Source organism: Brevundimonas sp. AVps31 (genome assembly GCF_058681355.1).
Genome location: NZ_CM178736.1, coordinates 257,149 through 269,887, shown reverse-complemented (window position 1 = coordinate 269,887; position 12,739 = coordinate 257,149). Strand labels below are relative to the sequence as shown.

The 12,739-nt window shown below is 69.5% G+C and carries 13 protein-coding genes and 1 tRNA gene; 9 read left to right on the top strand and 5 right to left on the bottom strand.

Annotation, left to right across the window (positions count from 1 at the left end; genetic code table 11):
* Nucleotide 1: 1 nt before the first annotated feature.
* Genes ACW174_RS01165 through ACW174_RS01155 form a run of 3 tightly spaced genes read right to left on the bottom strand, consistent with a single transcriptional unit; the run spans nt 2 to nt 2,047 of the window.
* Entirely contained in the window at nt 2–250 is a 249-nt protein-coding gene (locus tag ACW174_RS01165; RefSeq protein WP_492015871.1) for a helix-turn-helix domain-containing protein, read from the bottom strand.
* 39 nt (nt 251–289) lie between these two features.
* A complete protein-coding gene (locus ACW174_RS01160) occupies nt 290–1,141 on the bottom strand; it encodes an aldo/keto reductase (protein ID WP_492015870.1) in 852 nt (283 codons plus the stop codon).
* A gap of 27 nt (nt 1,142–1,168) precedes the next feature.
* Entirely contained in the window at nt 1,169–2,047 is an 879-nt protein-coding gene (locus ACW174_RS01155; RefSeq protein WP_492015868.1) for an alpha/beta hydrolase family protein, read from the bottom strand.
* Between the two features lie 120 nt (nt 2,048–2,167).
* Here ACW174_RS01155 and ACW174_RS01150 point away from each other — a divergent pair, with 120 nt between their 5' ends.
* From ACW174_RS01150 to ACW174_RS01140, 3 genes are all read left to right on the top strand, one after another.
* Nucleotides 2,168–2,407 (top strand): DUF3297 family protein, encoded by a 240-nt coding sequence (locus ACW174_RS01150; protein WP_492015867.1) that lies wholly within the window; start codon nt 2,168–2,170, stop codon nt 2,405–2,407.
* A 68-nt stretch (nt 2,408–2,475) separates the two neighbouring features.
* Nucleotides 2,476–3,903, top strand: coding sequence for a M20/M25/M40 family metallo-hydrolase (locus ACW174_RS01145; protein WP_492015866.1), 1,428 nt, complete (start codon nt 2,476–2,478; stop codon nt 3,901–3,903).
* 9 nt (nt 3,904–3,912) lie between these two features.
* Nucleotides 3,913–3,997: transfer RNA gene (locus ACW174_RS01140), tRNA-Leu, on the top strand.
* 15 nt (nt 3,998–4,012) lie between these two features.
* Here ACW174_RS01140 and ACW174_RS01135 read toward each other — a convergent pair.
* Both ACW174_RS01135 and ACW174_RS01130 read right to left on the bottom strand, forming a co-directional pair.
* Complete coding sequence (locus ACW174_RS01135) at nt 4,013–4,204, bottom strand: hypothetical protein (RefSeq protein ID WP_492015865.1); 192 nt, start codon at nt 4,202–4,204, stop codon at nt 4,013–4,015.
* A 187-nt stretch (nt 4,205–4,391) separates the two neighbouring features.
* Entirely contained in the window at nt 4,392–4,526 is a 135-nt protein-coding gene (locus tag ACW174_RS01130; RefSeq protein ID WP_492015864.1) for a hypothetical protein, read from the bottom strand.
* 288 nt (nt 4,527–4,814) lie between these two features.
* Between ACW174_RS01130 and ACW174_RS01125 the strand changes: the two genes are divergently transcribed.
* The 6 genes from ACW174_RS01125 (at nt 4,815) to ACW174_RS01100 (ending at nt 12,732) form a co-directional block, all read left to right on the top strand.
* Nucleotides 4,815–4,901: a potassium-transporting ATPase subunit F gene (locus ACW174_RS01125; protein WP_492017319.1), complete on the top strand. Its 87-nt coding sequence runs from the start codon at nt 4,815–4,817 to the stop codon at nt 4,899–4,901.
* Between the two features lie 13 nt (nt 4,902–4,914).
* Entirely contained in the window at nt 4,915–6,618 is a 1,704-nt protein-coding gene (gene kdpA / locus ACW174_RS01120; RefSeq protein WP_492015863.1) for a potassium-transporting ATPase subunit KdpA, read from the top strand.
* A gap of 12 nt (nt 6,619–6,630) precedes the next feature.
* Nucleotides 6,631–8,700 carry a potassium-transporting ATPase subunit KdpB gene (kdpB, locus tag ACW174_RS01115; protein WP_492015862.1) on the top strand — a complete coding sequence of 690 codons (2,070 nt, stop codon included), beginning with the start codon at nt 6,631–6,633 and terminating at the stop codon, nt 8,698–8,700.
* Between the two features lie 20 nt (nt 8,701–8,720).
* Nucleotides 8,721–9,455: a TorF family putative porin gene (locus tag ACW174_RS01110; RefSeq protein WP_492015861.1), complete on the top strand. Its 735-nt coding sequence runs from the start codon at nt 8,721–8,723 to the stop codon at nt 9,453–9,455.
* A gap of 11 nt (nt 9,456–9,466) precedes the next feature.
* Nucleotides 9,467–10,042 (top strand): K(+)-transporting ATPase subunit C, encoded by a 576-nt coding sequence (kdpC, locus tag ACW174_RS01105; protein WP_492015860.1) that lies wholly within the window; start codon nt 9,467–9,469, stop codon nt 10,040–10,042.
* Nucleotides 10,043–10,116: 74 nt separating this feature from the next.
* On the top strand, nt 10,117–12,732 hold the full coding sequence (locus ACW174_RS01100; RefSeq protein WP_492017318.1) for a DUF4118 domain-containing protein: 2,616 nt from the start codon (nt 10,117–10,119) through the stop codon (nt 12,730–12,732).
* The last annotated feature ends 7 nt before the right edge of the window (nt 12,733–12,739 follow it).

The following is a 12,739-nucleotide window of genomic DNA, read 5'->3' as shown; positions in this document are numbered from 1 at the left end:
CTCAGTACGCCTGCGTGTCCGACACCAGCGCCCACAACGGCAGGTGCAGGGCAGTGGTCGCGGCGCCGACGCCGAGGGTGTCGAGATGGGCGCGGCCCGCCTCGATCCGGCGGGCCTCCTCGGGCGTGATGTTCAGGCGGGCCGCGAGGTCGTCGAGGCTCATGCCGCGCTGTTCGCGCCACCGCTTGAGCCTTGCGCCGACCGCCGCGTCAGACGGATCGACGCCCGGAAAACCGAGCACCGAACCCATTGAAACCTCCCGGTGGGACGTCCTCTCGTTCGGGACGCCTCACGCCCATTCTTCATCCCATTGGAAGGTCTTGTCGAGCCAGTCGCCCAGACGGCCGTCCGGACGGGCCAGCGAATGGATGCGGTCCATCTCCTCGGCGGACAGTTCGAAGTCGAAGATGTCGAAGCTTTCCTCGGCCCGGCTGACCTTGCTGGTGCGCGGGATGGCGATGATGTTTTGCTGGATCAGCCAACGCAGGGTGACCTGACCGGCGGACTTGCCATGCGCCTTGCCGATCTCGATCAGGGTCGGATCGGTGGCGATATTGCCCTGCGCCAGCGGCGACCAGGCGGTGATCGAGGAGCCCAGCTCCCTGGCCGTGGCGATCAGCGCGGTGAGTTTGAGGTAGGGGTGGTACTCGACCTGGTTGGTGACCAGCTTCGCCTTCGACAGGCTCTGGGCGCGGGCGAATTCGAACGACGGGAAGTTCGACAGGCCGATGCTCTTCGTCAGGCCCTGTTCCTGCGCCGCGTTCAGCGCGCCCAGCGTTTCCTCGAAAGACGGTTCCGGCTTGGGCCAATGGAGCAGCAGAAGGTCGGGGGTGAAGCCGAGCGCCTCGGCTGATTCCTTCGCCTGCTTCAGCAGGCCGGCGCGGTCGAAGTGGGCGACCCAGATCTTGGTCGTCAGCCAGATGTCGTCGCGCGTCACATGACCGGCGGCGATGGCGTCGCGGATGCCGTCGCCGACGGCGGCTTCATTCTTGTAGATCCAGGCGGTGTCGATGTGGCGATAGCCGATGCGCAGCGCCTCGGCGACCATGCGGCGGGCATCCGCGGGCTCCAGGTTCCAGGTGCCGAAGCCCAGCAGGGGGATGGCGTGGCCGTCAACGGTGATGGCGGGCTGGTCGGTCATGGAACGCTCCGGGGGCAGGGGAGGCGCTTACCTATGCCGTCGCGGCGGGGGTTCAAGCAGCCAGTCCGCCATTTGATCCCAAAGGGGCTCCATGCCCTTGCGGAAGGCGCCCTCGTGGCCGATCCGTTTCACGCCGAGATCGGCGGGGGACAGGACGGTCATCTGGCGCGGGGCGTTGGGATAGATCTGCATCAGGATCGGCCCGGTGACGGGCGTGGCGATGGGATCGTCGGTGAAGATCCAGGAGTGGATCGGCGCCGTGACCGCATCGAAATGATGGGGCTTCAGCCGATCCTTCAGCTCATCGAGGAAATAGGACTCCTTGAGGCACCAGCGGCGCCAGGTTTCCCACACGCCGCGCGGCAGGTCGGTCCCGGCCCACAGGCCGCCGCCCTTGATGTAGCCGTGGCGCGCCAGGCTGAGCGGGCCGAAGCCGAGCCAGAAGAACAGCTCCATGGGATTGTAGCGGCGGTGGTGACGACCCCAGTAGCCGCTGCCGACGGAGACGAAGGCGTGTTTCGCAATGCGGTCCTGATTGGCCATGAAGCCGAGGAAGTGGCCGCCGACGCTGTGGCCGACGTGGACGACCGGCAGGCCGGGCGCGGCGTCGATCAGGGCGTCCAGCGCGGCGGGCATGTCCAGTCGGCCCCAGTCGACATAGTCCATCTCCATCGCCGCCAGATCATCGGGCCGCGATCCGGCGATGCCCCGGAAGTCGTAGGTCAGGACCGCGGCGCCCTTGCCCGCCAGATGTCGGGCGAACCGGTCGTAGAAGCCCTTGGGAAAACCGGTGCCGGAACTGACCAGCACGGCCACCGTCGGGACGGGCGAGGACACCAGCCGCATGGCCAGCGGATAGCCGTCGGCGGCCGGGGCGATGAAGTCGCGGACTGTTGGATCGGTCACGGGCGAGGTCCGTAGTGATTTGAAACGAACCTAGTCGATTGACCCCGCGTCAGGTCAAGCGCTTGGAGCCGGGCCGCGGACCGGCTAAAGGCGGCGGCTGATTTGCCGAAGAGCCATTCCATGACCGACCTTCCCGACCGCCTGTCCGTCGATCCCGACAGCCAATTCCACGACGCCGACGTTCTGGCGCAGGGCATCGGCGTCCGTTTCAAGGGCGAGGAAAAGACCAATGTCGAGGAATACTGCATCTCGGAAGGCTGGGTCCGTCTGGCCGTCGGCAACCGCGTCGACCGCCGCGGCAAGGCCCTGACCGTCAAGCTGCAGGGACCCGTCGAAGTCTGGGTCAAGGGCGAGGCATAAGCCCGCTTCACCGCACCCGGCTGCGGGTCTAGGGTCCGGCTCCACCGTTGAGTCCCCCCGGAGCCGTCATGCGTCTGTCCGCCCGTCTTCTCGCCGCCAGCGCCCTTGCGCTGAGCTTCGCCGTTCCCGCCATGGCGCAGGATGCGGCGACCATCCAGCGGGCGGAGCGCATTCGCGACGGGGCGATGCAGCAGAATATCGCGCTGGACTACGTCACCCGGCTGACGACGACCTTCGGCGCGCGCCCGGCGGGTTCGCCGTCCGAGCAGGCCGCCGCCGCCTGGGCCGCGGACTATATGCGCGAGCAAGGCTTCCAGAACGTCCGCATCGAGACCTTCCCGCTGGTCGGCTGGGAGCGGGGCGAGGAGAGCGCGTCCATCGTCGGCGATCATCCGCAGCGGCTGGTCGTCGCGGCCCTGGGGCATTCGCCCGGCACCAATGGCGTGATCGAGGCCGAGGTGGTGCGTTTTGACAGCCTTGAGGCCCTGAACGCCGCCCCGGCCGGATCGCTGGCGGGGAAGATCGCCTATGTCGACGCGGGCCAGATGGTGCGGATGCAGGACGGCGCCGGCTACGGCCCCCTGACCCGCATCCGGGGCGCCGGTCCCGCCGCCGCTGCCGCCAAGGGCGCGGTCGCCTTCATCATGCGCTCGGTCGGTTCGGACGAGCACCGCATGCCCCACACCGGCACCACCCGCTACGTCGAAGGCCGCGTGCCCCTGCCGGGCTTCGCCCTGTCGGCGCCGGACGCCAGCCAGGTGTCGCGCCTGATCGCCTCGGGCCAGACGGTGCGGCTGCGTCTGTCCTCGACGGCGCACACCTACGAGACGGTGTCCCAGAACGTGATCGGCGACATTCCCGGTCGGTCGCGTCCCGACGAGGTGATCGTGCTGGGGTCGCACATGGACAGCTGGGACCTGGGCACCGGCGCCATCGACGACGGCGCCGGCGGGGCGATCACCCTGGCCGCGGCCAAGGCGATCCGCGACAGCGGTCGCCGGCCGGCGCGGACGGTGCGCGTGGTTCTGTACGGCTCGGAAGAGGTGTCCCAGCCGACCGACACCGGCAACGGCGGCGGCGCCTATCTGCGCGGGATTGGCGCGGCGGTGGAGAAGCACATCATCGCCGGCGAGAGCGATTTTGGCGCCGACCGGGTCTATGCCCTGGGCCTGCCGCCCGGCGCCCAGAACAGCGCCTTCCAGCGCGCGGCGACGCAGGTGCTGTATCCCATCGGCGTGCTGGCCTCGGCCGAGCCGGAACTGCATGGCGGCGCCGACATTGGCCCGCTGGCCGAGGCGGGCGTGCCGGTGTTTGGCCTGAGCCAGGACGGCACCCGCTATTTCGACCTGCACCACACGGCGGATGACACCCTGGACAAGATCGATCCGGCCCAGTTGAGCCAGAATGTCGCCGCCTGGGCCGCGCTGGTGTATCTGGTCGCGGACTCGGACGTGGACTTCCGGGCGATGCGTCCGGCGACCGCAACCGGGCACTGAGACGCAGCCGCGAGCGTGGCGAAATTGGTAGACGCAGGAGACTTAAAATCTCCCGGCTTCGGTTATGCGGGTTCGAGTCCCGCCGCTCGCACCATCGTCTGCAGGCCGCTCATGGCGGCGTGACGGGCGCGGCGGGGCGCGAACTCCCATGGGCCTCCGCCTCGGCGTTGGCGGCCCGCACGGCGCTCCGGCGATCGACGAAGACGCCTTCGAACAGTCCGTCCGTGGAACTGACCCGCCACAGGGTTCCGGTCAGGCGGATGGTGACGTCGGCGGGCGGCGGGGGCGGGAGCTCCATCATGAGCGCCTCCTCAGCGCGTCCGCCTGTCGCTGCAGCGTCGCCGCGATCCGTTCCGCCGCGCCCTTGTCCGGAAAGGGGCGGGTGCAGGCGCCGTTGAGGGAAACGCTCCACCCCTCGGCCCGGGGCACGACGGCGTAGCGACGGTCCCCGCTCGTCAAACTGTGCCGGGGGGAGCAATAGCCGGTCATCATCGGCGGGGCTCCCGGCGCGAAGCGGGGACGCCGAAGGCCTGACCGAGCAGGTCCATGGTCATGCGCCACACCGTGGGCTGGGCGGCCGGTCGCGGGCGGACCGAGAGTTTGAGAAGATGATTGCGGGTCACGGAAGACCTCCTTTCGAAGAGGCTCCATTCGACGCCCGGGCGACCTAAGCGCGCCATGCGGATCGGAGACGACGTCGTAAGCCGCGCATAAAGCCGCCCGCCCGACCCTTATGCTTTCCTTATGCGCCGCGCCGGAACCCGCATGGCGGCCTTACGCGGTTCGGGAGCCTTGTCCCGTCTCCACAAGTCGGAGGCGTCGGCAATGTCCGATCTGATCTTTCTGGCGTTGGGCGGCGGGGCATTTGTGCTCTTCGCCGCTCTCGCCGCTGCAATGAAGAGGATGTGACGATGATCGTCTCCATCCTCTGGGGCGTCGGCGCGGTTGTCGTCGCCGGGTACATGATCGCGGCGCTCGTGCGCCCCGAGCGGTTCTGAGGGAGCCGCGGACATGACCCTTCAAGGCTGGGCGGAAATCGCCCTGACCCTCGGTCTGGCCTGCCTGCTGGGCTGGCCGATCGGGCTTTATATGTCGCGCGTCTGGAACGGCGAGCGGACCTGGCTGGACCCGGTGCTGAAGCCGGTCGAGGCCGTCTTCTATCGCGCATCGGGCGTTGATCCGACCCGCAGCCAAGGGTGGCTCGGCTATGCCGGGTCGCTTCTGGCGTTCAATCTGGCGGGCTTCCTGCTGCTCTACGCCATGCTGCGTCTGCAAGGCGGGCTGCCGCTGAACCCGCAGGGTTTTGACGGCCTGTCGCCGCATCTGGCGTTCAATACCGCCGTCAGCTTCGTGACCAACACCAACTGGCAGTCCTATGGCGGCGAGACCACCATGTCGGCCTTCACCCAGATGGCCGGACTGACCGTGCAGAATTTCGTCTCCGCCGCCACCGGGGCGACCATCGCCGCGGCGCTGGCGCGGGCGTTCGTCGCCAATCGGGGGGAAGGCGTCGGAAACTTCTGGGCCGACCTGACCCGAACGGCCCTCTACGTCCTGCTGCCCCTGGCCTTTGTGCTGGCGATCGTGCTGGCCGCGCTGGGACTGCCGCAGACCCTGTCGGCCCACGCCACGGCGACCACCCTGGAAGGCGGTCAGCAGACCCTGAGCCTGTTCCAGACGGCCAGTCAGGTCGCCATCAAGCAACTCGGCATCAACGGCGGCGGCGTGTTCAACGTCAATGCGGCGCATCCGTTCGAGAACCCGTCGCCCCTGACCAATCTGATCACCGCCGTGGCGATCAACGTCATGGGGTGGGCCGCCTTCTTCGCCTTCGGCCGCAGCGTGCTGGCCAGGCGCGAGGTGAAGGCCCTGGCTGTCGCCGCCCTGATCCTGCTGGGCGCCTGCACCTCGGGCATCTACATCGCCGAAAGCCAGCCGGCCCCCGCGCTCGTCGCGGCCGGGATCGAGCAACCGGTGAACATGGAGGGCAAGGAGACCCGCTTCGGCGTGGCCGCCACGTCCGCCTGGGCCGGTCAGACGACCGGCGCCTCCAACGGGTCGGTCAACGGCATGCACGGCAGCCTGATGCCGCTGGCCGGCGGATTGACGATGTTCCTGATGCAACTGGGCGAGATCCTGCCCGGCGGCATCGGCTCGGGCATCGCCATCATGGTCGTCATGGCCATGCTGTCGGTCTTCGTGGCCGGACTGATGGTGGGGCGTACGCCGGAATACCTCGGCAAGAAGATCGAGGCGCGCGAGATCCAGTACGCCATGATCGCCGTGCTGGTCCTGCCGCTGGCCATCCTCGCCTTCACCGCCATCGCCGCCGTCCTGCCCACCGCCCTGGCGGGGCTGCTGAACCACGGGCCGCACGGCCTCTCGGAGATGCTGTACGCCTACACCTCGGCGGCCGCGAACAACGGGTCGGCCTTCGCGGGTCTGACGGCCAATGCGCCGTGGTGGAACACGACGCTGGGCATCGCCATGCTGGTCGGTCGCTTCGTGCCGGCCGTCGCGGTGCTGGCCATCGCAGGCTCTCTGGTCGCCAAGCCGAAACTGGCGCCCAGCACCGGCACCCTGCCGACGCACGGCGGCCTGTTCATCGGCCTGCTGATCGGCGTCATCCTCATCCTCGGTGGGCTGCAGTTCTTCCCCGCCCTCGCTCTCGGACCCATCGTCGAGCATTTCCAGATGCTTGGCGGGGCGTTCTGATCGGACATCCCCATGACCTTCGCAAATCCTGAACTGCCGGGCGGCAAGACCCGCCCGGCGCCGCTCGCGGGCGGACTGAACGGCGCCATGCTGGGCCGGGCGCTCGGCGACGCCTTCGTCAAGCTGGACCCGCGCAAGCTGCTGCGGAACCCGGTGATCTTCACCACCTGGATCGTGGCCCTGCTGGCGACCGTTTCGGCGGTCGTGGCGGTCGCGACGGGCCAGTCGGCGGGCTTCGCGGTGCAGCTGGCGCTGTGGCTTTGGGCCACCGTCCTGTTCGCCAACGTGGCCGAGAGCGTCGCCGAAGGGCGAGGCAAGGCGGCGGCGGACAGCCTGCGCGCCACCCGGGTGACGACCAAGGCCAAGCTGATCGTCGATCCCAAGACCGGAACCATCGTGCCGACGCCTGCGCATGAACTGACCGTCGGCGCGATCATCCTGGTCGAGGCGGGCGACGTGATCGCCTCGGACGGCGAGATCATTGAAGGCGTCGCCTCGGTCAACGAGGCCGCCATCACCGGCGAGAGCGCCCCGGTGATCCGTGAAAGCGGTGGCGACCGGTCGGCGGTGACCGGCGGCACCACGGTGGTGTCGGACTGGATCAAGGTGCGGATCACCTCCGCGCCCGGCTCGACCTTCCTCGACCGCATGATCGCGATGGTCGAGGGCGCGAACCGGCGCAAGACGCCCAACGAGCTGGCGCTGTCCGTCCTGCTGGCCGGGCTGACCCTGGTCTTCCTGATCGCCGTCGTGACCCTGCTGGGGCTGGGCGCCTATTCCGGGGTCAGGCTGGACCCCATCGTGCTGGGCGCCCTGTTCATCACCCTGATTCCCACGACGATCGGCGGGCTGCTGTCGGCCGTCGGCATCGCCGGCATGGACCGGCTGCTGAAGGTCAATGTTTTGGCCACGTCCGGTCGCGCGGTCGAGGCGGCGGGGGATGTCGACACCCTGCTGCTGGACAAGACCGGCACCATCACCTTCGGCAACCGCATGGCGACGGAGGTGATACCGGTTCCGGGCGTCTCGCCCGAAGCCGCCTTGCGCGCCGCCGTCACCGCCTCGCTGGCGGATGAGACGCCGGAGGGGCGTTCCATCGTCGAACTGGGCCGCAACGCCGGGATCGCGGTGGACCTGCCGCAGGGCGCCAAGGCCATCGCCTTCACCGCCGTGACCCGTCAGTCGGGCCTTGAGCTGGACAAGGACAGCTGGCGCAAGGGGGCGGTGGATGCGGTGCTGCGGTCGCTGGAGCTGGACGAGGCTTCGGCCCCGGCGGAGTTCCGGGCGGCGGTGGATCGCATCGCCCGTTCGGGCGGCACGCCGCTGGCGGTGACGCACAACGGCGCCCTGGTCGGGGTCATCCATCTGAAGGACGTGGTCAAGCCGGGGGTGAAGGCGCGCTTCGCCGAGCTCCGGGCCATGGGACTGCGCACGGTGATGATCACCGGCGACAATCCGGTCACGGCGGCCGCCATCGCCTCGGAGGCCGGGGTCGACGACTACCTCGCCGAGGCCACGCCGGAGGACAAGATGCGCCTCATCAAGGCCGAGCAGGCCAAGGGGCGGCTGGTGGCCATGTGCGGCGACGGCGCCAATGACGCGCCCGCCCTCGCCCAGGCCGACGTCGGCGTCGCCATGCAGACTGGCGCCCAGGCGGCTCGCGAGGCCGGCAACATGGTCGACCTCGACAGCGACCCGACCAAGGTCATCGAGATCGTGGAAGTCGGCAAGCAGCTGCTGATCACCCGCGGCGCCCTGACCACCTTCTCGATCGCCAACGACGTGGCCAAGTATTTCGCCATCATCCCGGCGATGTTCGTGGTCGCCCTGCCGTCGCTCGGCGCGCTGAACGTCATGCGGCTGGGCTCGCCCGAGAGCGCCATCCTGTCGGCGGTGATCTTCAACGCCCTGGTCATCGTGGCCCTGATTCCGCTGGCCCTGCGCGGGGTGAAGTACCGGGCGGTCGGAGCCGGGAAGCTGCTGGGCCGCAACCTGCTCATCTACGGCCTCGGCGGTCTCGTCGCGCCCTTCGTCGGCATCAAACTCATCGATCTCGTGATCACCGGCCTCGGCCTGGCGTGATCCTCAAGGACCCCTCGAAAATGAATCGCAAGCCCACCTTCAAGGCCTCGGGTCGCAACGACCTCTGGTTCTCCGGCGTCTGCATCGCCGCCCTGATCGTCATCGGCGTCGCCGGGCAGGCCCGGGCCCAGGACGCCGGCGGCCCCCAGGTCTCCTGGAATGCCGCCGTGACCTCCGACTACGTGTTCCGGGGCGTCAGCCAGACCCGGGAGAACCCGGCGATCTCGGCCGGCGTCGATGCGACCTTCGGCGACGTCTACGCCGGGGGCTGGGCCTCCAATGTCGATTTCGGCGACGACACGGACGCCGAGGTCGACCTGTATGGCGGCTGGCGGTCGGAGGTCTCGGGCTGGACGGTCGATCTGGGCGGCGTGGCCTATCTGTACGCCGGTCAGCCGGACGGCGCCGACTATGACTATGTCGAGCTGAAAGCCGCCGCCTCGCGGGCCGTCGGACCGGTCACGGTCGGCGGCGCGGTCTGGTGGTCGCCGGACTTCTTCGGCGCGTCGGAGGATGAGGCGACCTATCTCGAGGCCAACGCCGCCTTTGCTCCGGCCGACCGCTGGACCCTGTCCGGCGCGGTGGGGCGGCAGTGGGTGTCGTCGGATCTGGACTACACGACCTGGAATGCGGGCGCGGCCTATGCCCTGACCGACCACCTGTCGCTGGACCTCCGCTACCACGACACCGATCAGCATGACTTCGGTGAAGCCTATGGCGCGCGCGCCGTGGCTTCGCTGAAGGCGACCTTCTGAGGAGGCGGACCATGATCTCGCAACTTCGTCCGGCCCTGGTGATGACGGGCCTCTTCACCCTGCTGCTGGGCGGCGTCTATCCGCTGGCGGTGACCGGCGTGGCGCAGGTCGCCTTCCCGGATCAGGCCAACGGCAGCCTCGTGCGCGACCGGGATGGAGCGGTGCAAGGCTCCGCCCTGATCGGCCAGCCGTTCGCGGAAGGCCGATACCTGCATCCGCGTCCGTCCGCGGCCGGGGACGGCTATGACGCCTCCGCCTCGTCCGGCTCCAACCTCGGACCCCTGAACCCCGACCTGAAGGCCGCCGTGGCCGAGCGCGCCAGCGCGATCCGGGCGGAAGACGGGGCGGGAATGATCCCCGCCGATGCGGTCACGGCCTCCGGGTCGGGCCTCGACCCGGATATCTCTCCGGCCTACGCTCGGCTTCAGGCCCAGCGCGTCGCGACGGCCCGGGGCGTTTCCGTGCAGCAGGTCCAGCGCATCATCGACCGGTCCGTCCAGAAGCCGCTGCTCGGCTTCATCGGCCAGCCGCGAGTCAATGTGCTGATGACCAATCGTGCGCTCGACGCGGAGCTGCGCGCCCCTTGATTGAACCCGGACCCGTCCCGTCCGCATCGACAGCCGCCCGGCGCAAGCGTGGGCGGCTGAAGGTGTTTCTGGGCATGTCGCCCGGCGTGGGGAAGACCTACGAGATGCTGCGCGCGGCCCGCAGGCGCAAGGCCGAGGGCGGGGACGTCGTCGTCGGGGTGGTCGAGACCCATGGGCGCAAGGAGACCGAGAGCCTGCTGCGCGGCCTGGAGGTTTTGGCGCGGGCGCCGCTGGAGCACCGCGACCGGACGCTGCTGGAGTTCGATATCGACGGCGCCCTGATGCGGCGGCCCGACCTGCTGCTGGTCGATGAATACGCCCACTCCAACGCGCCGGGCTCGCGTCATCCCAAGCGCTGGCAGGATGTGGAGGAGATCCTGGACGCCGGGATCGATGTCTGGACGACGCTGAACGTCCAGCATCTGGAAAGCCTGTCGGACGTTGTCCTGCGCATCACCGGCGTGCGGCAGCGGGAGGCGGTGCCGGACAGCGCCCTGAGCCGGGCCGACGATATCGAGGTGATCGACATCACCCCCGACGAACTGCGCAAGCGGCTGGGGGAGGGGAAGGTCTATGTCCCCGAGACGGCGCGGCTGGCGTCGGAGAATTTCTTCAAGGTCGAGAACCTGACCGCCCTGCGCGAACTGGCCCTGCGCCGGGCCGCGCAGACGGTCGACGACCAGCTGGTGGCCGCCCTGCGCGAGAAGGGCGTCGAAGGCCCCTGGGCGGCGGGCGAGCGGATTCTGGTGCTGGTCGGCGGTGATGCGATGGCGGCGACCCTGGTGCGAACCGGGCGGCGGCTGTCGGACATGATGATGGACGCGCCCTGGACCATCGCCCATGTGGAACGCCCCAGCGGCGGGGTCGCCGATGCGGTGGGCGCGGCGCGGCTGAACGAGGCGGTGAAGCTGGCCGAACAGCTGGGCGGGCGGAGCGTCCGGCTGAGCGGCGACGACGTGGTGCGGGCGGTGATGGATCACGTCCGCCGCAACAACATCACCCAGATCGTTCTGGCGCGCGGACGTGAGAACCGCTTCAGCGCCTTCTTCGGCCGCTCGCTGGCGGCCGAGCTGCTGCGGGCCTCGGAAGGGGCCGCGGTGCACATTATTACCGAGGGCGCGGCGTCCGAGCCCGTCCCGGCGTCCGCCGCGCGCTGGCTGTCGCCGGAACATCAGACCTGGGGCGGATGGGCCGGCTACGGCGTCGGCATCGCCTTCGTCCTCGCCGCGACCGGGCTCGGATTACTGCTGGATCGCAGTTTCGAACGGGTCGATCTGGGCGTCATCTATCTGGCGGCGGTGGTCGCGGCCGGGGTGCTGTACGGAATGCGGCCCGCGCTGGCGGCGGCGACGGCGGCCTTCCTGATCTACAACTTCCTGTTTTTGCGCCCGCTCTACAGCCTGGCTATCGGCTCCCCGACAGACCTGCTGACGCTGGTCCTGTTCTGGGGCGTGGCCCTGACGACGGGGGCGCTGGCGGGGCGGGTGCGCGAGCAGGTGCGCCGCGCTCAGCGCCGGGCCTCGGCGGTCTCCGCCCTTCTGGCCGCCAGCCAGATCCTGTCCGGCGCGGAAGATGCGCGCACGACGGCGAGGGCGCTGGCCGAACAGGCCTCCGCCGCCGCCGGCGCGCGCGCCGTGGTCCTGCTGCCGGAGGGGGATGATCTCGTCGTCGCGGCCTCCGCGCCGTTGAGCGGAGCCACGCTCGCCCTGGGCGACGCCGCCATGGCCGCCGCGCGCTGGGCCTGGGAGAAGGGGGAGGCCGCCGGCCACGGCACGGGCACCCTGCCGCAGACCAGCTGGACCTTCCGCCCGCTGCAGGGTGTGCGCGGTCGATCGGGCGTGGCGGGGATAGAGGCCGATGCCCTGGCCCCCGGCTCGGACGAGGAGCGGCTGGCGCTGGCCATTCTCGATCAGGGGGCGGTCGCCATCGAACGGGCGGACCTGGCGGGTCAGGCGCTGGAGACCGAGACGCTGAGGCGCACCGACCGGTTCCGGGGCGCCTTGATGAACTCCGTCAGTCACGACCTGCGCACGCCGCTGTCGGCGGTGCTGGGCTCGGCGACCACACTGATCGACTATGGCGCGACCCTGAAGCCGGAGGTGCGCGCCGATCTGTTGCTCAGCATCCGGGAGGAGGCCGAGCGTCTGAACCGCTATGTGGGCGACCTGCTGGACATGACCCGGCTGGAAGGCGGCGGGCTGAACATCCGTTCGGACTGGACCGATGTGCGCGACGTGCTGAACGCCGCCGCGGAGCGGGTGGGGCGCAGATTGGGCGCGCGCAGCTTGGCCCGCGACTTCCCCGCCCAGCTCAGTCTGGTGATGGTCGACGAGGGGCTGCTGGAACAGGCGGTGGTCAACATCCTCGAGAATGCGGTCGCCTACAGCCCGGACGGCTCGCGCATCGAACTGGCGGCCTATGAGGATCGCGGGGCGGTGGTCATCTCCATCGAGGACGAGGGCAAGGGCATTCCGACGGCTGAACTGGAGCGGGTGTTCGACAAGTTTCGCCGCATGGAGGAGCCGTCCGACCGGACCAAGGGCGCGGGGCTGGGGCTGGCGATTTCCAAGGGGTTCGTCGAGGCCATGAACGGCCGGATCGCCGCCGCCAGCCCGATCGTCGACGACCACGGAACGCGGGTGCTGATCAGCCTGCCCAAGGCCATCGCCACTCACCGCGACCTGCTATGAGGGTGTG

Excerpts from the sequence above, each read along its gene's own strand:
- ACW174_RS01150 (WP_492015867.1), top strand. The coding sequence starts at position 2,168 with ATGACCGACCTTCCCGACCGCCTGTCCGTCGATCCCGACAGCCAATTC.
- ACW174_RS01125 (WP_492017319.1), top strand. The coding sequence starts at position 4,815 with ATGATCGTCTCCATCCTCTGGGGCGTCGGCGCGGTTGTCGTCGCCGGG.
- kdpC (WP_492015860.1), top strand. The coding sequence starts at position 9,467 with ATGATCTCGCAACTTCGTCCGGCCCTGGTGATGACGGGCCTCTTCACC.
- ACW174_RS01160 (WP_492015870.1), bottom strand. The coding sequence starts at position 1,141 with ATGACCGACCAGCCCGCCATCACCGTTGACGGCCACGCCATCCCCCTG.
- kdpB (WP_492015862.1), top strand. The coding sequence starts at position 6,631 with ATGACCTTCGCAAATCCTGAACTGCCGGGCGGCAAGACCCGCCCGGCG.
- kdpA (WP_492015863.1), top strand. The coding sequence starts at position 4,915 with ATGACCCTTCAAGGCTGGGCGGAAATCGCCCTGACCCTCGGTCTGGCC.
- ACW174_RS01110 (WP_492015861.1), top strand. The coding sequence starts at position 8,721 with ATGAATCGCAAGCCCACCTTCAAGGCCTCGGGTCGCAACGACCTCTGG.
- ACW174_RS01100 (WP_492017318.1), top strand. The coding sequence starts at position 10,117 with ATGTCGCCCGGCGTGGGGAAGACCTACGAGATGCTGCGCGCGGCCCGC.
- ACW174_RS01135 (WP_492015865.1), bottom strand. The coding sequence starts at position 4,204 with ATGATGGAGCTCCCGCCCCCGCCGCCCGCCGACGTCACCATCCGCCTG.
- ACW174_RS01165 (WP_492015871.1), bottom strand. The coding sequence starts at position 250 with ATGGGTTCGGTGCTCGGTTTTCCGGGCGTCGATCCGTCTGACGCGGCG.
- ACW174_RS01145 (WP_492015866.1), top strand. The coding sequence starts at position 2,476 with ATGCGTCTGTCCGCCCGTCTTCTCGCCGCCAGCGCCCTTGCGCTGAGC.